Below are 26,764 nucleotides of genomic sequence, written 5' to 3' on the forward strand. Positions count from 1 at the left end.
TTCCAGAGGTAGAACGATGAAACCTTCCCGCTTGCTGTCGATGCTGACCGGCATCGTCCTGATCTGCGCCTCGGCGCTTTCCGTCGCCGCACCGGCCACGGCCACCGCCACCGCTGCCGCGCCCACCTCCGGCGCCGCAACCGGCACTGCCCGCACCGACCATTTCCGCGTGACGCTGCTTGGCACCGGCACGCCGGTGCCTTCGCCCGCCCGCGCCGGCTACAGCACGCTGGTGGAAGCCGGTGGCCAGAAGCTGGTGTTCGATTTCGGCCGCAACGTATCGGTGCGGCTGTGGCAGCTGCGGATTCCGCTGGGCAGCGTCGATGCGCACTTCCTCACGCACTTCCATTCCGATCACCTGGTGGGCCTGCCCGACCTGTGGCTGACCGGCTGGCTGCGGCCGCCCTACGGCCGCCGTGACAAGCCCATGGCACTGTACGGCCCGGCGGGCACGCGCGCGCTGGCGGACGGCCTGCGCCAGGCTTTTGCCGCGGACATCGCGACCCGGCACAAGGACGAGGGCAGCGCGCTTACCGGCATCACCATCGATGCGCATGACGTGGCGCCGGGCGTGGTCTATGAGAAAGACGGCGTGCGCGTAACCGCCTTCGAGAACGATCACGGCGACCACATCCGCCCGTCGTATGGCTACCGCATCGACTATCGCGGCCGGGTGGTGGTGCTGTCGGGCGATACCCGTTTCAGTCCCGCCGTGGTGGCGCAGGCCAGGAACGCGGACCTGCTGGTGCATTGCGTCACGCTGATCCCCGATGCGCTGCTGGCATCCAACCCGGCGTACCGCGCCATCTACGACCATCTGTCCTCGCCGGAAGATGCCGCGCGCGTGTTCCAGGCCGCGGCGCCGAAGCTGGCCGTGTTCAGCCACATCGGCCTGAACGGCGATGCCACCGTCGGGCAGATCGTCGAGCGGGTGCGCAAGACCTACGCCGGTGAACTGCTGGTTGGCGAAGACCTGACCCGCGTGGACATCAGCCTGGATGGCCGCACCGGGGCCCCGGGCGGCATTGCGGTGTGGCAGGAGAAGCAATAAGCCGCCGGCCCCGCTGGCCGATATCAGTCCGGCTTGATGCCGGCGCGCGCGATGATCGGCCGCCAGCGCTGCTGTTCCTGCGCGATGAAGCGCGAGAAATCCGCCGGCGTGCCGCCCACCACGATGGCCGCGTCCGCGCTCAGGCGTTCGACCGAGCTCTGGCTCTTGACGGCTTTCATGGTGGCGTCGGCCAGCTTGTCGGCGGCCGCCTGGGGCAGCGATGCCGGCGCCAGCAGGCCGTACCACTGCGTCATTTCGAAGCCGGGATAGCCTTGCTCGGCCACCGTGGGCACGTCGGGCAGCTGTGCGATGCGCTGGGTCGTGCCGGTGGCGATGCAGCGCACCTTGCCGGCCTTGATGAACTGGAGGATCGCGGGCGCGCCGACCGCGGCGGCGTCGAGGCGGCCGGACAGCAGGTCGGTGATCTGCGGGCCGCTGCCGCGGTATGGCACGTGGGTGATGAAGGTGCCGGAGGCGGCCTTCAGGTATTCGAAGGCCAGGTGGCCGGCGCTGCCGTTGCCGGCCGAACCATAGTTGAGCTTGCCGGGCTTGCTCTTGGCGAGCGCCACGAATTCCTTCAGGTTCTTCGCGGGCACGTCGGGATGGACCACGTACAGGCTCGGCACCTTGGACAGCAGCGAGATCGCGCGGAAGTCCTTGACCGGGTCATACGGCAGCTTCGGAAAGATGAAGGGATTGACCGCCAGCGTGCCGATATGGCCCAGGATCAGCGTGTGGTTGTCATCGGCGCGCGCGACTTCACCCATCGCGATATTGCCGGCGGCGCCCGGCTTGTTCTCGACGAACACGGACACGCCGAGCAGTTTGGTCAGCTCCGCCGCAGTCGAGCGCGCGACGATCTCCGAGCTGCCGCCCGGTGCGAACGGCACCACCAGCCGGACCGGCTTGGCTGGCCAGGCCTGGGCGCGGGCGAGCGTGGGTGCCAGCGCGCACGCACCCAGCGCGGCGCTGGCCTTGAGTAGTTGGCGGCGGAAGGGATTGGCTGCGGTCATGCATGTCTCCTGGGATTGCGGTAGCCGGGCCATGGCATGGCCGGGGCGATACGGGTGGTTATTCGGGTTTGATGTTGCCGTCGCGGATGACCTTGGCCCAGAGCCGCGCTTGTCCGTCGATGAACTGTCGCGCCTCGGCCGGGGGCGCCGCCACCACTTCGCCGCCGAGCTCGGCCACGCGTTGGCGGATCTCCGCGCTTGTCATGACCTTCTGCAGCGCGTCGGCAAGCTTCGCGGCGATCGGCTCCGGCGTTGCGGCGGGGATGAAGGCCGCGTTCCATTCATACACCTCGTAGCTGGCCACGCCGGCTTCCTGCATGGTCGGCACCGCCGGCAGCGCCGGGGAGCGCGACCGGCTGGTCACGGCCAGCGGCTTGAGCTTGCCGGCCCGGATGTGTTGCAGGCTTGAGGCCACGTTGGCAAAGAACAGCGGCACCTGTCCGGCAATGACATCGGTCATGGCCGGGCCGCCGCCCTTGTAGGGCACGTGCAGCAGGTCGACGCCGGCGCGCTGCTCGAACAGCACGCCGGCCAGATGCTGCGCCGAGCCGTTGCCCGAAGACGCAAAGGCCACCGAGCCCGGCTTCTGCCTGGCCATGGCGACGACATCGCTGACCTTGCCCGCCGCAAAGCTGGCGGTGGCGACCAGCACATTGGGATAGCGTGCCAGCACGCCGACCGGCCGGAACGCCTTGTCCGGATCGTAGGGCAGGCGCGGATAGAGGCTGGGATTTACCGCATAGGACGAGGCATCGACCATCAGCGTGTAGCCGTCGGGCGCGGCCTTGGCGACATAGGCCGCGCCGATCTGCCCGCCGGCACCCGGCCGGTTCTCGACCACCACGGTCTGCCCCAGCTCGCGCCCCAGGCCGGGCGCGATCAGCCGTGCCATCAGGTCGGCGCCGCCGCCCGGCGGGTATGTCACTACGATGGTGATGGGGCGTGCCGGCCAGCTTGCCGCGGTGTCCGCGGCCTGAGCCTGCGTGGTGGTGGCGATCATGGCCGCGACCGCGGCGGTGATCGCATGGCGTGCGTGCATGAGTCTGTCTCCCTGGGGCGTTCTCTAGCGGAGGTCAGCGGACGTCCGCGGTATAGCGAAAAGCAAAGGCGTCGCCGCGCGTCAGGCGGTACTCGACGCAGTGGCCAGCCAGGTCATAGGCGTGGCGCGTGACCACCGCGCAGGGATGCGCATCGGGCAGCGCCAGCAACGCGGCCTCGTCCGCCGCCAGCGTGCGGAAGGTCACCTCGTCGACGGCGCGATGGACCGTGACGCCGCAGGCGCTGCCCAGCAACGGGTAGAGCAGGTCGCCCCACTGCGCCGGCGGCAACTGCTGCAGGGCTTCGCAGCGCGGCAGCGGCAGCCAGATCGACTCCAGCAGCCGTGGCGTCTGCTCCAGCCAGCGGCGGCGCGAGATCGCCAGCCCGCGCGTGCCGCTGTCCAGCCCGAAGCGCGCCGCCATGGCCTTGTCCAGACGGACGGCGCGGCACGACAGGATTTCAGAGCGGGGCACCGCGGGCGCGCCGTCGGCGCCGCCGAAGCGGAAGAAACGCATCAGGCTTGCGCCGCTCAGTCCCTTGCGAACGAAGGTGCCCTTGCCCTGCACGCGCTCGAGCAGGCCTTGCTGGACCAGCACGGCGATGGCCTGGCGGATGGTGCCCAGTGCGATGCCGAACTCCCTGGCCAATGCACCTTCGGCCGGGATGGCATCGCCCGGGGCCCAGGCGCCGGAAACGATCCTGTCCTGTAGTGCCGCCGCGATCTGGCCGTATCGGCTCAGCCCCGCGGTGGCGGTGGGGGTCTGGAGCGGTGCGTTGTCTGGCATGCCGAAGCCGTGCTAAATTGATTGAATGCTTATGTCCTCTAGAGGACTAGAATACTGACGCGGTTCTGGATGCCATATCCGGATATACCCGCCCCACGGAGGCTTATGATGAGCAGGCGCGCTTCGCCGCTGGTGGATACCCATTTCCACGTGTTCGAAAACGGCGTGGCCACGGCTTCGGCACGCTACCGGCCGGCCTATGCCGCCGGGCTGCACGACTGGCAGGCAGCGCTCGGCAGCCTGGACGGCCAGGGCGACCTGTATGGGGTGGTGGTGCAGACCAGCTTTCTCGGCACCGACAATACGGCGCTGCTGGCCGCGCTGCAGGCGCTCCCCGGCCGCCTGCGCGGCGTGGCGGTGATCGACCCGGCGATCACGGACGCGCAACTGACGGCGCTGCAGGCCGCCGGCGTGCGCGGCATCCGCCTGAACCTGTACGGCGATCCCGAATGGCAACGCATCGGCACCCCGCCATGGCGTGCGCTGTTCCACAGGATTGCCGCGCTGGGCTGGCACGTCGAGCTGCATACGGGCAACGGGCAGGGCGCCATGGTGCTGGCGCAGCTCGATGCGGCGCTTGGCGATGCCGGCGCGCCGGTCGTGCTTGACCACTTCGGCCGCCCCGGCACGGCAGGGATCGCGGATGCGCTCTTCGATGCCGCCAGGGCAGTGCGCGCGCGCCGCCAGGTGTGGGTGAAAATCAGCGCGCCCTACCGGCTGGCATCGCCGCACGACTGGCCGCTGCTGGCGCAGCGCTGGCGCGACACCGTCGGCGATGACCGTCTGCTGTGGGGCAGCGACTGGCCGTGGACCAATCACGAGGGGCCGCAGCGGCTGGACGAGTGCCGCGAGCTGGCCGCGTGGCGGGGGCAGGATGGTGACGACGCGGCGTTGTCCGCCGCGCTGCGCTGGCGCAACGCCGCGGCGCTTTACGGGTTTGCTATGGCGGCGTAGCGGTATCGCGGCGTCGCCCGGCGAGCCTTCAATCCACCGTCAGCACCGCCGGCAGCGCGGCCACCAGCAAATCGATGGTCACCCGCAGCTTGTGCGGCAGGAAACGCGTGCGTGGCCATACCAGGTGCAACGGCGTGCGGCTGAGCGAGGCCTGCGGCAGCAAGCGCACCAGCGTGCCCTGGTGCAGCGGCGCGCGCACCAGCCACAGCGGCAGGTTGGCCACGCCGGCGCCGTGGATCGCGGCCATGGCGAGGGTGTCGATGTCGTCGAAGGCGAGCCGGTGCGACAGCTCCGGCCGCACCGGATCGCCGTCGGTGTCGGCCAGCGACCAGGGTACGGGCTGGCTGCCGCGCAGGTAGACCAGGCATTGGTGCGACAGGAGTCCGGCAGCGCTGGCAGGTGTGCCGTGACGGCGCAGGTAGTCGGGCGCCGCGCACAGCACCATGGCCTGTGTGCCCAGCGGCCGTGCCACCAGCGTGTCGCTGTCCGGCAGGCGGCCGCTGCGGATCGCCAGGTCGATGCCGTCGTCGGCAAAGTCCACCAGCCGGTCGGTGAAATTCCCTTCCAGCCGCAGTTGCGGATGACGCTCCGCCAGTTGCAGCAGCAGCGGCGCCACATGATGGCGGCCGAACACTACCGGCGCGCTCACGCGTACGCGGCCCGCGACGGCGCCGCGCCCGGCTTCCAGCATGTGCTGCGCGGCATCCAGTTCCTCCAGCGCCTGGGCGCAGCGCTCGTAGAACGCCTGGCCGTCGTCGGTCAGCGCCAGGCTGCGCGTGGTGCGCACGAACAGGCGCGCCCCGACGCGCGCCTCCAGCCGGGCAATGGCCTTGCCGATGGCGGAGCGCGTCAGGCCCAGGCGCGCCGCCGCCTGGGCAAAGCTGCCGGCTTCCGCCGCGGCCACGAAGGCCGTGATGCCGGCCAGCCGGTCATGGGTGATTGGTTCCACGATGGATACACAGGAAGGACTTCAATTGCCCAATGGATCTAAAGGGGAATCAGTATAGTGGGTTCACCGTTTTCCACACACAGGACTGCACCCATGACTTCCTCCATGCAACGCTGGCAACTTTCGGCATTCGGCCGCAACCACCTGCATCGCGTCGATGCGCCGATACCCACGCCGGGGCATGGCGAAGTGCTGGTGCGCGTGCATGCGGTGGCCCTGAACTACCGCGACCTGATGATCATCCACGACGGCATGGGCATGCCGGTGCAGCCGCCGCTGGTGCCGGGGTCGGACATGCGCGGCGAAGTCGTGGCCGTCGGCGATGGCGTTGCCGACTTTGCCGTGGGCGACGCGGTGATCAGCACCTTCTTCACCGGCTGGCTCGATGGCGTGCAGCCGCGCCGCAGCAAGCCGCTGGGCGTGCCGGGCCCGGGCATGCTGTCCGAATACGTGGTGCTGGCCGAGGACGCGCTGGTGGCGGCGCCGCGCACGCTCGACGCCGCGCACGCCAGCACGCTGACCTGCGCCGGCCTGACGGCATGGCAGGCGCTGGCCGAGGCCACGGTGACGCGGCCCGGGGATACCGTGGTCGTGATTGGCACTGGCGGCGTGGCCTTGTTCGCGGTGCAGATCGCCCGTGCCCAGGGCGCGCGCGTGATCGTGGTGTCGGGCAGCGACGACAAGCTGGCGCGCGCGCAGGCGCTCGGCGCGGCGCACGGCATCCATCGCGGCCGCACGCCGGACTGGCCCGCCGCGGTGCGCGAGCTGACCGGCGGCCATGGCGCCGATCATGTGCTGGAACTGGCTGGCGGCGACAACTTTGGCCGCTCGCTGGCTGCGCTGGCACAGGGCGGCCGGATCTCGGTGATCGGCAACCTGCAGGGCGACGAACTGCGCGCCAACGTCTATCCGGTGCTGCATGGCCGCGTAACCGTGCAGGGCATCGGGGTGTCGCACCGACGCGCGTTGCAGGACCTGGTGCGCGCTGTCGACTGGCTGGAGCTGCGCCCCGTGGTCGAGCGCGCGTATGGTTTCGGCGAATTGCCGGCGGCGCTCGATCACCTCGAGCGGGGCGCCTTCGGCAAGGTGGTGGTGCGGCTGGACTGAGGCGGCCCGGCTGCTACTTGCGGGCCTTGGCGCGCGTATTTTTCCTGGCGGCGGCGCGGGCCGCTTCCTTTTGCGCCGCTGCGGCCGCGCTTGACTGTTCCAGCCACGCCATGCCCTCGACATACGACAGGAAATGCCGCAGGTATTCCGGCGAGGTCTCCCGCATCAGCGATAGCGCGCGATGCACGAGATGGTCAGTATTGAGAGGCCCGGCGTTCTCCGGCACGCGCTCCAGCGACTGGCGGAACTGCTGCTCGACGCTGACCCTGGCCCAGGTCTCGCGGAAGTAGTCGGCGAGGGTGTCGACCAGCGGCGTGTCCACCGCTTGCGCCGGTGCCGGCGGCCGCGGACGGGCATCGTTCGAAGCCGCCGCGATGGTAGGCCTGGCGCGCGCGGAGAGGTCGTGGACCAGTGCCCCCAGCGCGCTCACGGCTGGCGTCGGCGGCGGCTCGCAAGCGGTGTCGCCAGCCTTATCGGCGTTGCCCGGCACGATGGCGGCATAAGCGGCAACCAGTTCCTGCAGGCGCGCCTCCAGCAAGTGCCGCGCCGCGCCGCCGTGTCCGGCCGCACGGGCGGCCAGGGCCTGCATCAGCCGAAAGCGCACGGGGTCGGCGCGATCGGCGCCGCTGGCCTGCCAGGCGTCGAGTTGCGCGCGGGCACCGGCCGCCGCGTCGAGCTCAGCCATGCGCCTTCACCGTGCCGGTGGTCACGCGCGGCACCGGCGAGATTTCCACGCGCCGGTTTTTCGCGCGGCCGGCGGCATCGGCATTCGGCGTGACCGGCTGCTGCGAGCCGAACGCGGCCGAGAACACCGACGACGGTGGGATGCCCGCATCGATCAGCGTGCGGGTCACGGTCAGGGCGCGCTGCGCCGACAGTTCCCAGTTGTCGGCAAAGCGCCGGTTGCCCTCGCGTACCTGCTGGTCGTCGGTAAAGCCGCTGACCATCAGGATCTCGTCGCGGCTGCGCAAGTAGGCCGACAGCGGTTGGGCCAGGCTCCTGAGCAGGTCACGGCCTTCGGGCTGCAGCTCGGCGGAATTCAGCGCAAACAGCACGCTGCCGCTGATGCCGATACGCCCGTTCACCAGCGTCACCCGGCCGGCGGCGAGCGGCCCGGCCAGCGCCTTTTCCAGCGTTTCGCGGCGCTGGGCTTCCTCTTGCCGCTGCTTCACCTCGGCTTCGAGCCGTGCCGACAGCTCCATCTGCACGCCGATGACCCCCAGCAGCACCAGCACGAACGCGCCCAGCAGCACCGACATCAGGTCGCCAAAGACCGCCCAGGCCGGCACCGTCGGCTCAACGCCGGCGTCGAGTTCTTCTCTCATGCCGCCTCTGCGCTGGGCGCCTGCCGGTCTGCGCGCTGCTGCAGGTCTTCCAGGATCTGCTTCTGCGACAGCATGCTCAGGTCGACCACCTCGCGCGCCTGCGCCACGTAGTAGGCCAGTTGCTCGTCGCTGCGCGTCATCGACTTGTCCAGCGCGGCCTCGATGCGCTGCAGGTGTTCGATCAGCTTGCCATTCGAATCGCTGAACAGCTGCACCGCCACGCCGAAGGCTTCGCCCAGGCTGGCCACCTCGACCGCGCTGCCGGTGACCTGCGCGGCGATGTCGGCAAGCTTGCCGGTCTCGGCCTCGACCTTGTCGGTGAAGCGGCCGCCGACGCGCTCGAGCAGGTCGGCGGTGGTAGCGACCAGCGTATCGACCGCGGTGCGCTGCTCGGTGGAGGCGTGGTTGACGGCGTCGAGCAGCGTGCCCAGCGTTTCCATCATGCGGCTGCGTTCTTCCAGCATGGCGTGGTCGCGCGCCATGCCCTCGGTCAGCTTCTCGCGCAGCTCCGCAATGACCTCGGCGGCGGCGCGGGGCGCTTCGCTCGCGGCCTGCAGCAGGCGCGAGACTTCGGCGACGGTATCGGTGGCCTGGGCCTGGGCCTGCGCCGCCATGTCGCGCGCGGTGACGGCCAGCGTTTCGCAGATCTCTTGCTGGCGCGCGGTGGCGTGCGTGCTGGCCTGCTCCCATTCGCCGCGCAGCGAAGCTGCCATGGTGCCCAGCGTTTCGGTCCACGTGGCCAGGCGTTGCGCGTCCTGCGCCACCAGTTCGGCCTGCAGGGCGGTGGCGGCCTTGGGTGCCTCGGCCGCGGCCTGCACCAGGCGATCGATCTCGGCCAGGGTGGTGCTGGTGTGCGCCTGCGTTTCGGTCGAAATCGCGCGCGCAGTCTGTGCCAGCGCCTCGCAGACTTCCTGCTGGCGCGCGGCGGCATGCGTGCTGGACTGCTCCCACTGCTGGCGCAGCGTCGCGGCGATGCCGCCGAGGGTTTCGGTCCAGCCGGCGAAGCGCGCTGCATCGCGCTCGGCCAGTTCCGCCTGCAGCGCGACCGCGGCCTTCGGCGCTTCCGAGGCGGCCTGCACCAGGCGGTCGATTTCGGCGAGCGTGCGGCTGGCATGCGCCTGCGTCTGCGCGGAGATCTCTTGCACGTGCTGCGCCAGCGTCGCGCTGATTTCGTCCTGGCGCGCGACCGTGTGCGCGTTCAGCTGCTGCCATTCCTGGCGCAGCGTTGCCGTGATGCTGCCGAGCGTATCGGTCCATGCGGCAAAGCGCGCTTCATCGCGCGACGCCAGTTCGGCCTGCAGCGCGACAGCGGCCTTTGGCGCTTCGGCAGCGGCTTGCACCAGGCGGTTGATCTCGGCGAGCGTGCTGCTGGCATGCGCCTGCGTCTGCGCCGAGACCTCGCGCACGTTCTGCGCCAGCGTGGCACTGATTTCGTCGTGGCGGCTGACGGTGTGGGCGTTCAGTTGTTCCAGTTGCTGGCGCAGGGTCGCGGTCATGCCGTCGAGCGTGTCGGCCCAGGCCGACAGGCGCTGCGCGTCCTGCGCGGCCAGCTGTGCCTGCAGGCCGGCATGCGAGGCGTCGACGCTGCGCACCAGCGCCGCGGCGTGCTCGCCGAACGTTGCCGCGGCGGCGGCCAGCGCCTGCTGGTTGTCGCCGGCCAGTTTTTCGCCGGCTTGCTGCTGTTGCGACAGCGCCTCGCGCCAGGCCCCGGCGGTGCTGGCCGCGACCGCATCGAAGCGGCTGGCGACGCCATCCAGCAGGCTGGCCGAGCGTTGTTCGAAGGTCTGGCTGAAGCCATCGAGCGATGTGCGCAGGTCCACCGCCAGCGCCTCGCTGGTGCGCTGATGGCCGGCGAGCGCCTGGTTCCAGGTATCGGCGACACCGGCGGTGGCGCGCTCGAACCGGCTCGAAACGCCGTCCAGATGCTGTTGCACCGCTTGCGTGACGGTTTCGCGCAGGGCCGTGGTCTCGCGCGCCAGGCCGGCCATGGTCGCGTCCACCGCGGGCTGGATCGCGGCGCCCGCGGCGCGGGCGCTGTCGGCGATGCTGTCCTTCAGCGATTGCTCAACCGATGACGCCAGGCGCGCATAGACCGCCTCGGTCTTGCCGTGGAAGGCGTCCTGGCTTGCCACCAGCCGCTCGGCCAGGGCCTCGTGCTGTTGCGCCATGGCGCGCATCATGGCCTGCATCTGTTCGGCCAGTGCCGGCATCACGTCGGCCTGGCGCTGCAGCAGCTGCAGGGCCTGGTCGCGCTGGTGGTCGCGCTGATGGCCGCGCGAGTAGCTGCGCAGCGTGGTGGCGATGCGGGCGTCGAGCGTCTGCGCTGCCTGGATGCGTTCGCGCCGGCACAGCGCGGACAGCAGGCCCAGCATGGCAGAGGTGGCCACGCCGGCGACCGAGGTGCCGAAGGCAAAGCCGAGGCCCTTGACCGGCGCCGCCAGCGAAGCGCGAATCGCCTGCAGGTCGGTCGCGCCTTCCAGCGCGATGCCGGTGCCGCGCAACGTGGCCACCATGCCGAGGAACGTGCCCAGCATGCCCAGCAGCACCAGCAGCCCGACCAGGTACGGCGTCAGCGCGGGGCCGGGCAGGCCCACGCGTTCGCCTTCGACGCGCAGCCGCACGCTGTCGCGCAGGCTGGGGTGCAGGCGTTCCAGCCAGCCGCCCAGGCTTGCCGGTGCTTCGGCCAGGCCGGCCAGTGCCTGCGCCAGCGTGGCGGTGGCCTGCCGGTAGCGCAGCAGTTCCAGCGCGCCGCCGATGTAGAAACCGCCGATCAGCAGGGTGACGACGAGCGCGAGGAAATTGGTGCCGGCATAGCCCGCGCCAATCCAGCAGACGACCGCCAGGCCCGCCAGGAACGCAACAATATGGGATAGGTATCGGGTCATGATGTCCGGGTTAGCTGTCTTGCAGCGCCGCCAGAAGGCCTTCGACGGGCTGCCAGCGGATTTCGAGTTCGGCGAGCAGCACGCTCTGCATATCCTTGCGGAACGCCCCAAGCCATGTGCCGGGCCGCACCGCCGCGGGTTGTTCTTGCCCCTGCCCCTGCGCCTCCAGTGCCGCGGCTTCGGCCTGGCGCAGGCGCTGGAAGTGCGGCTCCAGCAGGTTCGGCACCGCGCCCAGCAGGCTTTGCTCGCGCGTGCCGAGCACGCGCTCCATCACCGCGTCGACCATCGCCAGCTTGGCCAGCGCCGGCGTGCGGGCCGACAGTGCGGCGCGCAGGCGCGCGCGCGCGCTGCCGATGGCGGTTTCCATGGTCTGCTGCAGCGTCTGGTAACGCTGGCGATGGACCGCGTAGTCGACCTGCGCATCGACCGGGTCGGGCAGCGCCGACGGTCGCGCCGGCCCGCGCCGCCGGGCTGCCGGCGCCGTGTCTTCGGCAATCGCATCCGCCAGCCGGGCGCGCACGCGCGCGCATTCCTGCGCTTCGGTGCTGCCGCCGGCACTTGCAGTCGCTGGCATGGCGGGCGCATGGGCCTTCAGCGCAGATGACAGCGCGATCGCATCCGCCCAGCCAAGCCATTGGCTCAGCTGGCTGGAAAGCGAGCTTGCAGGGGCGGGGGCGTCGGCGTCAGCCAGGCGGGCCAGCAGGCGGACCAGCGTGGGTCCGCTCAGGCCTGTGCGCCGGGGCACTTGTAACATTCCGCTGGATTCGAAAAAGGCAGCAGTTTACACGCCCCGGGCAGTGGCGCGACCGGCGGGGCTGGTGGATGATGGCGGGAATCCGCTTTCGACTGGTCCCGACCGGTCGCGACCGGTACCGCCCCGATCCTGCCCAACCCGACCCGGAGCCACGCCATGCAACCTGAAGGCCTGCCCGAAGGCTATCAACCGCTGTTCCGCACCAGCCCGTTCCTGGACGCTACCGGGCCTTATTTCTACAAGCCGCTGGCACAGGGCTTCACGGTGGCGCTCAGAGTGGAAGAGAAGCACACCAATGCCTCGGGCACCGTGCACGGCGGGCTGGTTGCCACGCTGGCCGATGTCTCGCTCGGCTATGTCACCGCGACCTCGCAGCAGCCGCCGTTGCGCATGACCACGGCCAACCTGAGCATCGACTACGTCGGCACGGCGAAGCTGGGCGACTGGATCGAGTCGCAGGTCGAGGTCATCAAGGCAGGCTCTCGGCTGGCGTTCGCGAAGGCGCTGATCAGCGCCGGCGGCAAGCCGGTGGCCAGTACCACCGCGGTGTTTCTGGTGGTGGGCGCGCAGCAGGACTGATGGTCTGGCCGGCTGATTTGGTTTAGATCACCTGAGCAATAAACTTAATTCACTTTTCGCTACCCCTCTGCGACAGTTTGGTCTTTGCAGCCACCCTACTGGAACGAGGAACCCATGTACTTCCCAAAGCGAGCGGCTGGTGTGGCCCTGCTGGCCGTTTCCATGCTGGCGGGCCTGTCCGGATGCAGCAGCCACCCGCAGGCTGCGGCCACGGGCACCCCGGCGGGTGCGGTGTCGGAACAGGACATCCATGATGCCTACCTCTACCTGCTGGGCCGGCTGTTGGTCTTGCGCCAGGAGCAGGCCGACTTCCAGAAGGAAGGCTTCCGCTGGAACCAGATCATCCATCGCGACGTCGGCGGAGTGTCCTGGGCCAATCCGAACCTGGACGTTGCCTATAGTGAGGCCTGGGTCGCCGTCGATGAAAAGAGCTGCACGATCTTCAGCGTGCCGGCCATCAAGGGGCGCTACTACACCATCCAGTTCCTGAACGGCTGGGGCGAAACCGTTGCCAATATCAACGAGCGCAACTATCCGGACCATCCGGGCGGCGACTTCGCGGTCTGCCTGAAGGGGGCCAGCGTGGCACTCCCGCCTTCTGCGCGGCGCATCGATCTGCCGGGCAAGACCGCACGGGTACTGGCTCGCGTGGAAATCGGCGCCGACAAGAAGCAGGCGGTCGCGCTGCAGCATCGGATTACGATGCGGACCACCGGCACGCCAACGATCGCCCCGGTGCCTGCCACGCCCGCCTTCAGCAATGACAAGCTGCCCGGCGCGGAAGCCTTTGATTCGGCGGCCCTTGCGCTCGGTTCGGAGCCGGACATCAATCCGGGCATGGACGCCTTGCAGGCCAAGGTGCGAGCCGTCAGCGCCGCGGTGGCCAGCGGGCCCGCCGAACGCGCGCGGGTGGACAAGGTCATCCGCGAGAAGGCCCTGCCCGCGTTCTTCAGGTCGTTCTCCACGGCTGGGACGTTCAAGAACGGCTGGAACCGGCCAGCGACCATCGGCAAGTACGGCAGCGACTACCAGACCCGTACCCTCGTGAACCTGGCCGGGATCTGGGCCAACAGCACTGACGAGGTGGTCTATTTCAAGACGGATACGGACGGCGCAGGCGCCAAGCTGGACGGCGGCAACGTCTACACCATCACCTTCCCCAAAGAGGAACTGCCCGCCCGACACGTCAAGTACTTCTGGTCGGTGATCGCAGTGGATTCCAGGGACTTCCGCGTGATCCCCAATGCGAACAACCGGTTCCTGATCAACAAGCAGTCCAGGCTGAGCTATGGCAAGGACGGTTCGCTGACGCTGTTCTTCGCGCCTGCCAGGCCTAAGGGTGTGCCCGATGGCAACTGGCTGCCGACGCCCAGGGGGCAGAACTACAATCTGACCTTCCGCCTGTATGGGCCGGACCAGCAAATCCTGTCGGGGCAGTGGTTCCCCGCGCCGCTGGTCAGGCGTAACTGATCAGCCAAGCCTGGCCCCGGCGCCATGCCCTTGGGGCAGGGCCCGCTTCCAATCCATCCAAACACATGGAATTCAGCATGAAGATGAAACTGACCGCCGCCTGCACGACTGGCATTGCGTTCGCCATGCTTGGCACCGTCCACGCCCAACCGGCAACAACGCCGCCGGCCGGCACACCCGTTCCCGTTACCGTCGACAACTTCATTCGGGCAGAGACCGACATGTTTATGGGCGGGCTGGCCAAGCAGGGCGGCATCGGCAAGCTGCTGCATCGCCGCGAGCCGGCATCGATTGACCACCAGACCGTGATCCGCCTTAACCGCGATACGCTGTATTCGTCCGGCGTGTTCGACCTCGATGCCGGACCGGTGACCATTACGATGCCGGACCCGGGCAAGCGCTTCATGGCCTTGCAGGTGATCAACGAAGACCACTATGTGCCCAATGTGTTCTACGGCAAGGGCACGCATACGCTGACGCGCGAGAACGTCGGCACGCGCTACGTGGCCACGGCAATCCGCACGCTGGTGGACCCGAACAGTCCGGACGACATCCGGCAGGTCCATGCGCTGCAGGATGCGATCAAGGTAAGCCAGAAGACGCCGGGGAAATTCGAGACGCCCGCGTGGGATGCCGCCAGCCAGAAGAAGGTCCGCGATGCGCTGCTGGTGCTGGCCTCGACCATGCCGGACTTCAGGAAGGCGTTCGGCACCCCGGATACCGTCGACCCGGTACGGCGCCTGATCGGCACTGCCGCGGCATGGGGCGGCAATCCTGACAAGGATGCCGTCTACCTCAACATCACGCCCGCGAAGAACGACGGCAAGACGGTGTATCGCCTCAATGTGAAGGACGTGCCCGTCGATGCGTTCTGGTCGGTCAGCGTCTACAACGCCGCCGGCTACTTCCAGAAAAATCCCGCCAATGCCTACACGGTCAACAACCTGACCGCAAAGAAGGGCAGCGATGGCGCCATCGCCATCCAGTTTGGCGGCTGCGACGGCCAGGTACCCAACTGCCTGCCGGTGGTCGAGGGCTGGAACTACACAGTGCGGCTCTATCGGCCCCGCGCCGAGGTGCTGAGCGGCGCCTGGAATTTCCCGCAGCCGCAGCCGGTCAACTGAGCGGCGTGCCGGCACCGGCTTCCCGACACAACGGGAAGCCCAGCCCTACCAGGTAGAACTCCATGGCCTTGTCGACCGAGACGATGCGGAGGATGGGAATGCCGGCGGACAGGTTCATGGAATTTGGTGGGGGAGTGGCGCGGGAACCCTGATGATTGCCGCCGCATAAGCATCGGCGACAATCTTCGTTGGCTCGGCCCGGTTCCGCGACTAAGCTGGCGCTCCGATTTGCCTACCCGGAGCACCGCCATGACCCCGACCCACAATTCCCGTCGCCGCTGGCTTCTGGCCGCAGCGGGCGCGGCCGCGGCCAGTGCGCTGCCCGGCATCAGCCTGGGCCAGGGCCCGACAACATTGCGCATCGGCTACCAGAAGTCCTCCACGCTGATGATCCTGCTGAAATCGAGGCAGACGCTGGAACAGGCGCTGGCGCCAAAAGGCGTGGCGGTGCAGTGGTATGAGTTCACCTCCGGCCTGCCGCTGCTGGAGGCGCTGAACCTCGGCAACATCGACCTCAGTGCCGACGTGGCCGATGCGGTGCCGCCGTTCGCGCTGGCTGCGGGCGCGTCGCTCACGTATTACGCGACCGAGACTCCGTCGCCACAGGCTCAGGCGATCGTGGTGCGCGCCGATTCGCCGATCCGCGAGGTGGCCCAGCTCAAGGGCCGGCGCGTGGCGTTTGCCAAGGGCGCCGGCGCGCACTACCTGGTGCTCGAAGCGCTGGCGCGCGCGGGACTGTCGATCCGCGACATCGAGCCGGCCTACCTGAGTCCCGCCGATGCGCGCGCGGCGTTCGAGCGCGGCAGCGTGGCGGCGTGGGTGATCTGGGACCCGTTCCTGGCGGCGGTGCAGCGCCAGTCCAATGCGCGCGTGCTGCGCGACGGCGAAGGGCTGTCGAGCTATCGCCGCTTCTACCTGGCGGCCACGCCGTTCGCGCGCACGCATGCCGAGGTGCTCGAGGTGGTGTTCGACTCGCTGCGCGACGCCGGCGACTGGGTCAAGCGCAATCCCGCCGAGGCCGCGCGCTGGCACGCGCCGCTGATCGGCCTGGATGCCGCCACCGTGGAAGCCGCTAACGCGCGGCGCAGTTATGCCGTGCGCACGGTCGACGCGGCCGCGCTGGCCGAGCAGCAGCGCATTGCCGATGCCTTTGCCGCGCAGGGCATCCTGCCGCGCAAGGTGGCGGTGTCGGCATCGCCGGTCTGGCGCAAGGCATAAACCGAGGCAGGCCGGTCATCCGCTTGTCCAGCGGGGCGCAGCTAGCGCCCTGTAGGTCCTGAACCGCATCCCATCGCCCGGTCGCAGCGCCGACCTCGCACACCGCCTTTCGCTCCCTGCCTCTACCCTGCACGCCATTGCTGGCGCCAGCGGCAAGCCAGCCGCCATGGCCAACGCGCGCCCTGAACCTGCGACCGATTTATAGGGAATAACCCTTGCGGACCGAAAAATATATCACAACATGATGTATTGTTCGGGACTCCCGAAGCCGGCACCACCCGATGGTGTTGTCGCGTCGCCCCCCGCTTCAAGGAGCCTGCATGCGCATACGCAAGCAAACCGACTTTTGTTCCGGCCTGATGTTCATCATCCTTGGCCTCAGCTTTTCCTTCGTTGCCCGCGGCTATTCAATGGGCACTGCCGCCAGGATGGGACCGGGCTATTTCCCGTTTTGGCTTGGCATCGTGCTGGCGCTGCTGGGCGCCGTGGTCGCCGCCGGATCCCTGTCGCACAAGAGCGAAGAAGACCGCATGGCGCGCTGGGACATCAAGACGCTGCTGTGGATCCTGGGATCGGTGGTGCTGTTCGGGCTGGTGCTCAAGCCGCTCGGCATGGTGCTGTCGGTGCTGGCGCTGGTGCTGGTGTCGTCGATGGCCAGCCATGAGTTCACCTGGAAGGGCGCCATTCTCAACGCCGCGATCCTGGTGCTTATCAGCACCGTGGCCTTTGTCTATGGCATCAACCTGCAGATGCCGGTGTGGCCGGCCGCTTTCGTCAACTAGGGGATATCGGATGGAGTTGCTGAGTCATCTTGCGCTGGGGTTTTCCACGGCGCTGTCGCTGCAGAACCTGGCCTATGCCTTCCTGGGCTGTGTGCTGGGCACGCTGATTGGCGTGTTGCCGGGCCTGGGGCCGCTGGCCACCATCGCCATGCTGCTGCCGATCACCTACACGTTGCCGCCGGTGGCCGCGCTGATCATGCTGGCGGGCATCTACTACGGCGCGCAGTACGGCGGCTCTACCACCGCCATCCTGGTGAACCTGCCCGGTGAATCGTCGGCGGTGGTGACCACGCTGGACGGCTACCAGATGGCACGGCGCGGACGCGCCGGGGTGGCGCTGGCCACCGCGGGACTGGGCTCGTTCTTCGCCGGCAGCGTGGCCACGCTGATCCTGGCCGCGTTTGCCACGCCGCTGTCGGAGCTGGCGTTCAAGTTCGGCCCCGCCGAGTATTTCTCGCTGATGGTGCTGGGCCTGATCGGCGCGGTGGTGCTGGCCTCTGGCTCGCTGGTCAAGGCGGTGGCGATGATCGTGCTGGGGCTGTTGCTGGGGCTGGTGGGCACCGATGTGAACTCGGGCGCCGCGCGCTTCTCGTTCGACGTGCCGGAGCTGACCGACGGCATCAGCATTACCGCGCTGGCGATGGGCCTGTTCGGCTTTGCCGAGATCATCGCCAACCTGGAGCAGAAGGAACATCGCGAGACCTTCACCGACCGCGTCACCAACCTGTTCCCGACCCGGGAAGACTTCCGGCGCATGATCCCGGCGGTGCTGCGCGGCACCGCACTGGGTTCGTCGCTGGGCATCCTGCCGGGCGGCGGCGCCTCGCTGGCTTCGTTCGCGGCTTATTCGCTGGAGAAGAAGGCGTCGAAATACCCGGAAGAATTCGGCAAGGGCGCGATCGAAGGCGTGGCCGGTCCGGAATCGGCCAACAACGCCGCGGCGCAGACCTCGTTCATTCCGCTGCTGACGCTGGGCATCCCGCCCAATGCGGTGATGGCGCTGATGGTGGGGGCGATGACGATCCACAACATCCAGCCCGGCCCGCAGGTCATGAGCAGCAATCCCGCGCTGTTCTGGGGCCTGATCGCGTCGATGTGGATCGGCAACCTGATGCTGGTGGTGCTGAACCTGCCGCTGATCGGCGTGTGGGTGAAGCTGCTGACGGTGCCTTACCGCTTCCTGTACCCGGCCATCCTGGTGTTCTGCAGCATCGGCGTCTACTCGGTCAACAACACGGTGTTCGACGTCTTTGCCGCGGCCAGCTGTGGCCTGATCGGCTATGTCTTCCACAAGCTGCGCTGCGAGCCGGCGCCGCTGCTGCTAGGGTTCGTGCTGGGGCCGATGATGGAAGAGAACTTCCGCCGCACCTTGCTGCTGTCGCGCGGGGACTTCTCGGTGTTCACCACGCGTCCGCTGTCGCTGGGGCTGCTGGTGGCCGCGGCGGCACTGGTGGCGGTGGTGGCGCTGCCGTCGATCAAGGCCAAGCGCGAAGAGGCGTTCCAGGAGGAATAACGAGGGGGCGGGGGGCAAGGCAGTCTCGCAGCAACGAGAACGACGGGCTGTTTCGTCCCTTGCGGACGAAACAGCCCTGGCCTTGCGCCGTAGTGCGTTCCGGCGCCCGGCGCCCCGTACGTTCGAGCGTCAGATCACGCCCATCGCCGGATCGCTGACGGTATCCTCGCCGGTCTCCATGCGGCCGGCAAAGCGGCGCGTGAATGCCGGGCTGGCCTCGCAGGTAACGACGAAGTCGTACCAGTTGCCGCTTTCGGCCACCGGCCATTCCAGCGTTTCCACCTTGCCCCGCTTGACCCGCTGCGTCCACGGGCCGTCGTCGCGATAGGCCAGTGCCTTGACCGTAAAGGTCACGTCGGCATCGCTGTCGTTGTGCAGCTTGACCTGGATCGTCGGTTTCTTGCAGGGGTTGTAGCAGACCTGGATTTCGGTTGAGGTAGTCGCAGTCTCGTTGAGGTCGCCGGTGAAGGCGCGGTGGTAGCCGTTGGGGCCGAGCACCCACAGGTCGTACTTGCCGCCGTCCGCATTGACGTCCCACGCATCGTCCAGCGCCTTGCCGGCCTCGACCACGTAGCGGCGCGGGATGCGGTCCAGGTGCAGCTTGTCGTAGACATGGAACACCGCGCCCGCCTCGTGCGCGCTGCCGTTGGCGAACAGCAGGCGCACGGTGCGCGACGCGGCATCGACGCGCGCGCTGGTATGCAGTTCATACGGCAGCTTGCGCGACGGGCGCGAGCCGGTGGCCTGCGCCGGCAGCGCCGGCGAGGCTGGCACCGGGATGGCGGGCTGCGTCTGCTGCCAGGCGGTCAGGCTGATGGCGTCGGCGCGCGTGGTGCGCCCCGCCAGCACGGGCAGCGTCTCGGTGTTGGGCGTGGCGAAGTTAAAGGCGCTGGTCAGGTCGCCGCAAACGGCGCGGCGGTAGGCGCTGATCTGCGGCTCCATCACGCCGAAGCGCGCTTCCAGGAAGCGCAGCACCGAGGTATGGTCGAACACCTCGGAGTTGACCCAGCCGCCGCGGCTCCAAGGCGACACCACCCACAATGGCACGCGCGGCCCCGGCCCGAACGGCTTGCCATCCTGCGGCGGCTGCCTGGGCGTGGCGGGCGGGTAGTTGAAGTACTCGTAGGCCATCTGCGCATCGTCCAGCGTCGACTTGCCGGCCAGCGTGCCGTCCGGGTTGCGCGACGGCGCCGTCGGCGGCGGGCTGTGGTCGAAGAACCCGTCGTTCTCGTCGAAGTTGATCAGCAGCACGGTCTTGCTCCAGACCTCCGGCGATGCCGTCAGCGCATCGAGGATGGCCTGCACGTACCAGCCACCCTTGGCCGGGCTGGACGGGCCGGGGTGCTCGCTGAACTCGGCCGGCGGGATGATCCATGACACCTCGGGCAGCCGGCCGTTGAGCACGTCGTCGCGCAGCGACTGCAGGAAGCCGCCGTCGGGCATGGTGTTGCAGAAGCCCTTGGCCAGCGCGCTGTACTGGTCGTCGATATCCGGGTTGTAGGGCGGATTGACGCCCGTGCCGGCAGTGTTGGACAGCTTGCGTCCCTCGGGCATCTTTTCCATCTCGGCGCGCCAGTGCCGGAAGCTCATCATCTGGTTGCAGCCGTAGTTGTCCGGCACGTTCTGGTAGACCTTCCAGCTCACGCCCGCACCTTGCAGGCGGTCGGCGTAGGTCTTCCAGGTCCAGCCCTCGGTGGACGGGCCCACGTCGGCGCCGGCGTTGAACTCATTGATCATCACCGCGACGTTGTCGCCGGTCGGACCGTTGCTGCCGGTCCAGTAGAACAGGCGGTTGGGGATGGTGCCGGTGTGCATCGCGCAGTGGTACGCGTCGCACAGCGTGAAGGCGTCTGCCAGCGCGCGCTGGAACGGGATCTCGGCGTTGTCGTAGTAGCCCATCGACAGCGCCTTCTTGGCCACCGGCCAGCGGTCCATGCGGCCGTGGTCCCAGGCGGCCTGCGCATCGGGCCAGGTGTGCGGCGTGCCGCCGGCGCGCTGCGCATTGCCCTGGGTTTCGTCGAGGTGGTAAGGCGTCAGCGTATTGCCGTTGGCATCGGTCTGGTAGAACGCGTTCTTGCCATTCGGCAGCGGGATCGCAAAGCGGTCGCCGTAGCCGCGCACGCCCTTGAAGGTGCCGAAGTAATTGTCGAACGAGCGGTTTTCCAGCATCACCATCACGACGTGCTTGACGTCCTGGATGGTGCCGGTGGCGTTGTTGGCCTCGATCGCCAGCGCGCGGCGGATGCTGGGCGGAAAGCTGGCCAGCACCGCGGCGGCGGCGCCGGTGCCGAGGCTGGTCTTGAGGAACTGTCGCTTGGACGGATTGAAGGTCATGGCGTAGGTGAGGTCGTTCTGTCGCTGGATCGGAAAGCGGCGCGCTTCAGGCGCACGTCAGGGGGCGCAACGCGTGCTGCAGTTGCCGGGCTTGCCGGTGTGTCCGGGCTTGCCGGCTGCGTCAAGCGCGTTGCCGTTGGCGGCGCTGGGCTGCAGCGTGCCGCCTCCCGCGCCCGGCGAATCGTCGCCGCCGCAAGCGGCAAGCATCAATGCCAGGGTGATCGTGCCGGCGGCCAGCCATGGCCGGACGGAATGCGACAGCAAGATTGGTCTCATTGGTGCAGGGCCTTTCGTTTTGGTTAAGGGAATAACGGTGGCCGCGCCCATGCGCCGACAGCGGGCTGCACGCGATGGACTTCCGCCCGAGGGCAGATGGCAAGCGCAGATCGGGCCGGTCAGTGAAATGGCCATGGCTTGCCGCGACAGCGGGCGATTGTTGACGGATCAAATGTCAGATGTTTGACAGACCGCACTTCCGGCATTTCGCCTTTGTAACCAAAAGTGTCCGAAAGCGGGCGTGGCAATTGCAAGCCTTGCCGGATTGCAATCCCTTCAACCGTCAACCCGACACAGGAGACCGATATGCCCGACACGTCCGACGCCCAGGCCAAGCCCACGTCAAACTCCACACCTGCCACCACTGCCCAGGGCGCTCCGGCCGGTTATGGCGATGCCCAGCGCGGCACTGGCGGTGAGTTGCACCAGGTTGCCGGCGGCACCCATGCGCCGCTGACCACCAACCAGGGCGCGCCCATCGCGGACAACCAGAACTCGCTCAAGGCCAATCCGCGCGGCCCAACCCTGCTCGAAGATTTCATCCTGCGTGAAAAAATTACACACTTCGACCATGAGCGCATTCCCGAGCGGATCGTCCATGCGCGCGGCACCGCGGCGCACGGCTATTTCGAGCTGACCGATTCGCTGGCGCAATTCACCACCGCCCGCATCCTGACCGAGGTCGGCGTCAAGACGCCGGTGTTCGCGCGCTTTTCCACCGTGGCTGGTGGCGCAGGTTCGGTCGACACGCCGCGCGACGTGCGTGGCTTTGCGGTCAAGTTCTATACGAAGGAAGGCAACTGGGACCTGGTCGGCAACAACATCCCGGTGTTTTTCATCCAGGACGCGATGAAGTTCCCTGACGTGGTCCACGCGGTCAAGATGGAGCCTGACCGCGGCTTCCCGCAATCGGCCACCGCGCACGATACGTTCTGGGACTTCATCTCGCTGACGCCGGAGTCGATGCACATGGTCATGTGGATCATGTCGGACCGGACCATCCCGCGTTCGCTGCGCATGATCGAAGGCTTCGGCGTGCACAGCTTCCGCCTGCTCGACGAGCAGGGCCGGTCCACCTTCGTCAAGTTCCACTGGCGCCCGAAGCTGGGGCTGCAGTCCACCGTGTGGGACGAAGCCGTCAAGATCGCCGGCGCCGATCCGGACTTCCATCGCCGCGACATGTTCAATGCGATCCAGTCCGGCAACTTCCCGGAATGGGAGTTGGGCGTGCAGTTGTTCACGGAGGACGATGCCGCGAAGTTCCCGTTCGACCATCTCGATGCGACCAAGATCATCCCGGAAGAGACCGTGCCGCTGAAGATCATCGGCCGCATGGTGCTGGACCGCTGGCCCGACAACTTCTTTGCCGAGACCGAGCAGGTGGCGTTCTGCCCCGCCAATATCGTGCGCGGCATCGATTTCTCCAACGATCCCCTGCTGCTGGGCCGGCTGTTCTCGTACCTCGACACGCAGCTGCTGCGCCTGGGCGGACCCAACTTCAACCAGATTCCGGTGAACGCGCCCAAGTGCCCGTTCGCCAACCACCAGCGCGACGGCCATATGCAGATGCAGCGGCCCAAGGGACGCGTCGCCTACGAGCCCAACTCGCTGTCCGACGACTCCCCGCGCGAGGCGCCCGACCTGGGCTTCCGCCACGCGCTGGTGCCCGAGCAGGGCGACAAGGGCCGCATCCGCCCCGAGACCTTTGCCGACCACTACAGCCAGGCGCGCCTCTTCTACCGCAGCCAGACCCGTGCCGAGCAGGCGCATATCGCCTCGGCGCTGGTGTTCGAGCTGTCGAAGGTCGAGCACGTGCATGTGCGCGAGCGCATGGTGGCCCACCTGCTCAATATCGACCCGGACCTGGGCCGGCGCGTTGCCGACGGCCTGGCGCTGGACCAGGTGCCCGAACCGCTGCCCACCGCCGCGCCGGTGCAGGACCTGCCGCCTTCGCCGGCGCTGCAGATCATCGGCAAGATGAAAGACACGCTACAGGGGCGCGAGATCGGCATCCTGGTCGCCGACGGCTCCGACGGTGCCACCGTCGAGGCGATCCGGCAGGCGGCCAGCGCCGCCGGCGCCACGGTGAAGATCGTCGCGCCCAAGGTCGGCGGCGCGGTGCTGGCCGATGGCACCAAGCTGCCAGCGGATGGACAGTTGGCCGGGACGCCTTCGGTGATGTTCGATGCGGTGGCCGTGGTGCTGTCGGCCGACGGTGCCGCGATGCTGGCGCAGGAGAGCGCGGCGCTGGATTTTGTCTGCTTTGCCTATGCCCATCTGAAGGCGATCGCCGCGGATGCGGGCGGCGAGCAGTTGCTGGCCCAGGCCCGAGTACAGCCGGACCAGGGCATCGTGCCAGCCAACGACACCGCCCGCTTTATCGCCGCGGCGAAGACGCGGCACTGGGATAGGGAGCCACAGGTGCGCGTGTTGGCGTAGGGCTCAGGCGGCTGCTGCCCGGCCTCGGGCAGCCAGCCGTGTGCACACAAAGCAAGCCTGTGAATACGCAGGGCGGGTTAGAATCCCTTATCCCTGTTCCTGCTTGCCGCAGTCCATGTCCGAAGAAAAGAAGAGCCTGTCCGAAACCATCCGCGCCGCAATCGAGCAGGAGATTCTTTCCGGAAAACTTCCCAGCGGTACCCAGCTGGAGGAGCAGCAGTTGCTGGCGCGTTTCGGCGTGTCGCGCACGCCGGTGCGCGAGGCGCTGATCCAGCTGGAGTCGGCCGGCCTGGTGGACCTGGTGCCGCGCCAGGGCGCGATCGTGTCGTCGATCACGCTGCGCGAGTACGTGGCGATGAACGAGATCCTGGTCCAGCTGGAGGCGCTGGCGGCCCGGCTGGCGGCGCGGCGTATTTCCGCGGCGCAGCGCACGGCGCTGCAGCAGGCGTTCGATGCATGCCGCGCGGCAGCGGAGCGAGCCGATTCCGATCGCTACCGCGAAGCCAACGATGCCTTCCATGACGTCATCTACGCGGCGTGCTGCAATGACATCCTGTCGCGGCAGATCCGCACCATGCGCGCGCGCATGCGCGGCATGCGCGATCTGCGCTTCGAGAAGCCGGCGCGTATCCTGGCCTCGCTGGCGGAGCATGAGAACGTAAAGGACGCCATCGTGCGGGGCAACGAGGAAGACGCCGCGGCCGCCATGGTTCGCCATATCGCCACCGGCGGCGACGTCTATGCGGACATGATCGCGGCCATGCCCGACGACGAAGCCGGCGGCCGCCGCGGCCGCCGCTAGTCCCGGCCGACCGGCGGATTAGTCCAGCTTGACGCCTGCCTGCTCGATACGCATGACTGCCGACTTGCCGTCGGCTGCCGCCCATTTGCCGAACTCCGCGGGCGACGCCGAAGTCGACACCTCGCTGCCGTTGCCGGCGAGCTTGGCGCGCAATTGCGGGTCGGCCATCACCCTGGTTGCGGCGGCGAAGAGCTTGTCGCGGATGGCGTCGGGCAGTCCGGCCGGCCCGAACAGTCCGAACCAAAAAGTAAAGTCAAAGCCCGGCAGGCCCATCTCCGCCAGCGCGGGCAGGCCCGGCGCCACCGCCGACGGCTTGGGCGTGGTCACGCCGATCATCTTCACCACGCCTTGCGTGCCCAGCGGCAGCACCGACGCCGCGGTGCCGAACGACAATTCCACCTCGCCAGCGGCCACGGCCTGCAGCGCCGGGGCGCCGCCCTTATAGGGGACATGCGTCATCTTGGCCCCCGTGGCCTTTTCAAACTGCAGCGCGGCGATATGCGGCGAGCCGCCGATGCCGGACGACGAGTAGTTGAATTTGCCCTGCTGAGCGCGCGCCTTGGCTACCAGTGTCTTGACGTCACTGACGTTCAGGTTCTTGTTGACGGCCAGGATCAGCGGCGACACCGTCAGCCGCGTCACCGGGGTGAAATCGGTCGCCTTGTAGCGGGCCTTGTACAGCTGCTGGTCGATGCCATACAGCGTGGCCGTGGCCAGTCCCAGCGTGTAGCCGTCCGGGGCGGCCTGTGCCAGCGCCGCGGAGGCGAGCGTGCTGCCGGCGCCGGGCTTGTTCTCGACCACCACGGTCTGGCCCAGTTCCCTGGACAGCGCTTCGCCGAACACCCGGGCGACGAAGTCGGCCGCGCCGGCCGGCGTGTAGCCCACCAGCAGCCGGATCGGCCGGGCCGGATATTCCTGCGCGCCGGCGAGGCCCGGCAAGGCCGCCAGGGTGGCGAGGGTCGCGCCGATGGCAATGCGCCCGAGAGCATGGTTCATGGTTGTCTCCTTGTTGTAGTCGCTGCCGCTGCGGTGTCGGGCGGTGTTCAGGACGCCACGCTGGCTTCGCGCAAGGCGGCGATGCCAGCGTCGTCGTAGCCCAGCCCGCGCAGGATCTCATCGGTGTGCTCGCCCGGATCGGGCGCGGCGCGGGCAAAGCGTTCGGGGTGCGGCGCGGCCGACAGGTTGATCGGCGAGCGCAGCAGCGCAAGTGGCCCCAGTACCGGGTGTTCGGCGGGGCGGGTCATGCGCAGGTGGCGCACTTGGGCGTCCTCGAAGGCCTGGCCGATATCCAGTACCGGACCGCACGGCACGCCGGCCGCATTCAGGCGCGAGGTCAGCTCGGCGGCGGTGAATGCGGCGGTGCACTGGTTGATGGCGGCGTCCAGCCGATGGCGCTCGGCGGCGCGGCCCGCGGCGGTCTGGAAGGCGGGATCGTCCAGCAGCCAGCCGGCCTCGACGGTGCGGCAGAAGTTGGCCCACATGCGGTCGGTGCTGGCGGCGATATTGACCACGCCGTCGCGACAGCGGTACGTGCCCATCGGCACCAGCGTCGGGTGCGCATTGCCCTGCTGCGTCGGCACGTCGCCGTCGACCGTATAGCGGGTGGCCTGGAAATCCAGCTTGTTGAGCATGCCCTCGATCAGCGAGGTATGCACCCATTGCCCGCGGCCGCTACGTGTGCGGTGCAGCAGCGCCAGCAAGATGCCCTGCCCCAGGAACATGCCGGCCGTGGTATCGGAAATGGCGATGCCGACCCGCAGCGGCCCCTGCCCGGGTTCGCCGGTGACTGAACTCAGTCCCGACATCCCCTGCACGATCTGGTCAAGGCCCGGGCGTTCGCAATACGGCCCGTCCTGCCCGAATCCCGAGATGCTGGCCAGGATCACGCGCGGATTGAGCGCGCTCAGGCGCTCGTAGGTCAGTCCCAGCCGCTCCTTGACCACCGAGCGGAAGTTTTCCACCACCACGTCGGAGCGCCGCACCAGGCGCGCCAGCACCTCGGCGCCCTGTGGCGTCTTCAGGTCCAGGCACAGGCTGCGCTTGTTGCGGTGCAGGTTCTGCTCGTCCGAGCCACGCCGCCGCCCGGTCACCGAGCCGCGGTCCTGCGGCGGGGGCGGTTCCACGCGGATCACGTCGGCACCCCAATCCGACAGCAGGCGTACGGCGGCCGGGCCGGCGCGCGCGATGGACAGGTCAAGCACGGTGATGCCCGACAGCGGCTGGTCGCCGCACTTGGCGGAAAACCCGCCGGCTTCGGCACCCGGAGGCAGGGACGTCATGGCAAATCCTTGGCAATGGAGATCGGATTGAGTATACAAATAACATGCATAAAAATACGTATACGGATTTTCCATGATGCTGAAGAC

Annotated in this window: 24 protein-coding genes; 11 read left to right on the forward strand and 13 right to left on the reverse strand. The window is 68.3% G+C overall.

From position 1 onward, the window contains the following. Positions 1-16: 16 nt before the first annotated feature. Positions 17-1,051: an MBL fold metallo-hydrolase gene (locus ACEI37_RS07915; protein ID WP_373376195.1), complete on the forward strand. Its 1,035-nt coding sequence runs from the start codon at positions 17-19 to the stop codon at positions 1,049-1,051. Between the two features lie 23 nt (positions 1,052-1,074). On the opposite strand, the gene ACEI37_RS07920 is transcribed toward ACEI37_RS07915, so the two are convergent. From ACEI37_RS07920 to ACEI37_RS07930, 3 genes are read right to left on the reverse strand one after another with little or no spacing between them, the layout of a single operon-like run. Beyond that, on the reverse strand, positions 1,075-2,064 hold the full coding sequence (locus ACEI37_RS07920) for a Bug family tripartite tricarboxylate transporter substrate binding protein (RefSeq protein ID WP_373376196.1): 990 nt from the start codon (positions 2,062-2,064) through the stop codon (positions 1,075-1,077). A 58-nt stretch (positions 2,065-2,122) separates the two neighbouring features. Continuing rightward, positions 2,123-3,103: a tripartite tricarboxylate transporter substrate binding protein gene (locus ACEI37_RS07925; protein ID WP_373376197.1), complete on the reverse strand. Its 981-nt coding sequence runs from the start codon at positions 3,101-3,103 to the stop codon at positions 2,123-2,125. Positions 3,104-3,137: 34 nt separating this feature from the next. Beyond that, positions 3,138-3,887 carry a GntR family transcriptional regulator gene (locus ACEI37_RS07930; protein WP_373376198.1) on the reverse strand — a complete coding sequence of 250 codons (750 nt, stop codon included), beginning with the start codon at positions 3,885-3,887 and terminating at the stop codon, positions 3,138-3,140. 108 nt (positions 3,888-3,995) lie between these two features. Here ACEI37_RS07930 and ACEI37_RS07935 point away from each other — a divergent pair, with 108 nt between their 5' ends. After that, positions 3,996-4,841: an amidohydrolase gene (locus ACEI37_RS07935; RefSeq protein WP_373376199.1), complete on the forward strand. Its 846-nt coding sequence runs from the start codon at positions 3,996-3,998 to the stop codon at positions 4,839-4,841. Positions 4,842-4,869: 28 nt separating this feature from the next. Here the strand turns inward: ACEI37_RS07935 and ACEI37_RS07940 are convergent, their stop codons facing one another. Further along, positions 4,870-5,790, reverse strand: coding sequence for a LysR substrate-binding domain-containing protein (locus ACEI37_RS07940; protein WP_373376200.1), 921 nt, complete (start codon positions 5,788-5,790; stop codon positions 4,870-4,872). A gap of 93 nt (positions 5,791-5,883) precedes the next feature. Here ACEI37_RS07940 and ACEI37_RS07945 point away from each other — a divergent pair, with 93 nt between their 5' ends. Continuing rightward, a complete protein-coding gene (locus ACEI37_RS07945; protein WP_373376201.1) occupies positions 5,884-6,897 on the forward strand; it encodes an NAD(P)-dependent alcohol dehydrogenase in 1,014 nt (337 codons plus the stop codon). 13 nt (positions 6,898-6,910) lie between these two features. Here the strand turns inward: ACEI37_RS07945 and ACEI37_RS07950 are convergent, their stop codons facing one another. The 4 genes from ACEI37_RS07950 to ACEI37_RS07965 are packed head-to-tail and all read right to left on the reverse strand — an operon-like array spanning position 6,911 to position 11,861. Next, complete coding sequence (locus ACEI37_RS07950) at positions 6,911-7,582, reverse strand: DUF2894 domain-containing protein (RefSeq protein WP_373376202.1); 672 nt, start codon at positions 7,580-7,582, stop codon at positions 6,911-6,913. Beyond that, on the reverse strand, positions 7,575-8,222 hold the full coding sequence (locus tag ACEI37_RS07955) for an OmpA family protein (protein WP_092312022.1): 648 nt from the start codon (positions 8,220-8,222) through the stop codon (positions 7,575-7,577). The genes ACEI37_RS07950 and ACEI37_RS07955 overlap by 8 nt, the downstream gene beginning before the upstream one ends. Next, positions 8,219-11,107, reverse strand: coding sequence for a DUF802 domain-containing protein (locus ACEI37_RS07960; RefSeq protein WP_373376203.1), 2,889 nt, complete (start codon positions 11,105-11,107; stop codon positions 8,219-8,221). The genes ACEI37_RS07955 and ACEI37_RS07960 overlap by 4 nt, the downstream gene beginning before the upstream one ends. Positions 11,108-11,117: 10 nt before the next feature. Continuing rightward, positions 11,118-11,861: a DUF3348 domain-containing protein gene (locus tag ACEI37_RS07965; protein WP_373376204.1), complete on the reverse strand. Its 744-nt coding sequence runs from the start codon at positions 11,859-11,861 to the stop codon at positions 11,118-11,120. Positions 11,862-12,017: 156 nt separating this feature from the next. On the opposite strand from ACEI37_RS07965, the gene ACEI37_RS07970 reads away from it, so the two are divergent. The 3 genes from ACEI37_RS07970 to ACEI37_RS07980 all read left to right on the forward strand — a co-directional run bounded on the left by ACEI37_RS07970 (position 12,018) and on the right by ACEI37_RS07980 (position 15,034). After that, entirely contained in the window at positions 12,018-12,440 is a 423-nt protein-coding gene (locus ACEI37_RS07970; RefSeq protein WP_373376205.1) for a PaaI family thioesterase, read from the forward strand. Between the two features lie 114 nt (positions 12,441-12,554). After that, complete coding sequence (locus tag ACEI37_RS07975) at positions 12,555-13,910, forward strand: DUF1214 domain-containing protein (protein WP_373376206.1); 1,356 nt, start codon at positions 12,555-12,557, stop codon at positions 13,908-13,910. A gap of 77 nt (positions 13,911-13,987) precedes the next feature. Continuing rightward, positions 13,988-15,034, forward strand: coding sequence for a DUF1254 domain-containing protein (locus ACEI37_RS07980; protein ID WP_373376207.1), 1,047 nt, complete (start codon positions 13,988-13,990; stop codon positions 15,032-15,034). Here the strand turns inward: ACEI37_RS07980 and ACEI37_RS07985 are convergent. Beyond that, positions 15,027-15,152, reverse strand: a complete 126-nt coding sequence (locus ACEI37_RS07985; protein ID WP_373376208.1) for a hypothetical protein — start codon at positions 15,150-15,152, stop codon at positions 15,027-15,029. The genes ACEI37_RS07980 and ACEI37_RS07985 overlap by 8 nt on opposite strands. A 131-nt stretch (positions 15,153-15,283) precedes the next feature. Here ACEI37_RS07985 and ACEI37_RS07990 point away from each other — a divergent pair, with 131 nt between their 5' ends. The 3 genes from ACEI37_RS07990 to ACEI37_RS08000 all read left to right on the forward strand — a co-directional run bounded on the left by ACEI37_RS07990 (position 15,284) and on the right by ACEI37_RS08000 (position 18,547). Beyond that, complete coding sequence (locus ACEI37_RS07990; protein WP_373376209.1) at positions 15,284-16,252, forward strand: aliphatic sulfonate ABC transporter substrate-binding protein; 969 nt, start codon at positions 15,284-15,286, stop codon at positions 16,250-16,252. Positions 16,253-16,572: 320 nt separating this feature from the next. After that, on the forward strand, positions 16,573-17,034 hold the full coding sequence (locus ACEI37_RS07995; RefSeq protein WP_373376210.1) for a tripartite tricarboxylate transporter TctB family protein: 462 nt from the start codon (positions 16,573-16,575) through the stop codon (positions 17,032-17,034). A 10-nt stretch (positions 17,035-17,044) separates the two neighbouring features. Further along, complete coding sequence (locus ACEI37_RS08000; RefSeq protein WP_112774725.1) at positions 17,045-18,547, forward strand: tripartite tricarboxylate transporter permease; 1,503 nt, start codon at positions 17,045-17,047, stop codon at positions 18,545-18,547. Between the two features lie 129 nt (positions 18,548-18,676). Here ACEI37_RS08000 and ACEI37_RS08005 read toward each other — a convergent pair whose 3' ends face one another. Together ACEI37_RS08005 and ACEI37_RS08010 are read right to left on the reverse strand one after the other, a co-directional pair. Then, positions 18,677-20,881: a phosphocholine-specific phospholipase C gene (locus ACEI37_RS08005; RefSeq protein WP_373376211.1), complete on the reverse strand. Its 2,205-nt coding sequence runs from the start codon at positions 20,879-20,881 to the stop codon at positions 18,677-18,679. 57 nt (positions 20,882-20,938) lie between these two features. Continuing rightward, positions 20,939-21,145 (reverse strand): hypothetical protein, encoded by a 207-nt coding sequence (locus tag ACEI37_RS08010; RefSeq protein ID WP_373376212.1) that lies wholly within the window; start codon positions 21,143-21,145, stop codon positions 20,939-20,941. A 318-nt stretch (positions 21,146-21,463) separates the two neighbouring features. On the opposite strand from ACEI37_RS08010, the gene ACEI37_RS08015 reads away from it, so the two are divergent. Together ACEI37_RS08015 and ACEI37_RS08020 are read left to right on the forward strand one after the other, a co-directional pair. After that, positions 21,464-23,596, forward strand: coding sequence for a catalase (locus tag ACEI37_RS08015; protein WP_373376213.1), 2,133 nt, complete (start codon positions 21,464-21,466; stop codon positions 23,594-23,596). A 115-nt stretch (positions 23,597-23,711) separates the two neighbouring features. Further along, positions 23,712-24,398 carry a GntR family transcriptional regulator gene (locus tag ACEI37_RS08020; protein ID WP_373376214.1) on the forward strand — a complete coding sequence of 229 codons (687 nt, stop codon included), beginning with the start codon at positions 23,712-23,714 and terminating at the stop codon, positions 24,396-24,398. Between the two features lie 18 nt (positions 24,399-24,416). Here ACEI37_RS08020 and ACEI37_RS08025 read toward each other — a convergent pair whose 3' ends face one another. Then, entirely contained in the window at positions 24,417-25,394 is a 978-nt protein-coding gene (locus ACEI37_RS08025; protein ID WP_373376215.1) for a Bug family tripartite tricarboxylate transporter substrate binding protein, read from the reverse strand. A 47-nt stretch (positions 25,395-25,441) separates the two neighbouring features. Next, positions 25,442-26,677 (reverse strand): CaiB/BaiF CoA transferase family protein, encoded by a 1,236-nt coding sequence (locus ACEI37_RS08030; RefSeq protein WP_373376216.1) that lies wholly within the window; start codon positions 26,675-26,677, stop codon positions 25,442-25,444. Between the last annotated feature and the right edge of the window lie 87 nt (positions 26,678-26,764).

Origin of the sequence: Cupriavidus nantongensis, assembly GCF_041726985.1 — a bacterium.
In the GTDB taxonomy this organism is placed as follows: Bacteria; Pseudomonadota; Gammaproteobacteria; order Burkholderiales; family Burkholderiaceae; genus Cupriavidus; species Cupriavidus nantongensis_A.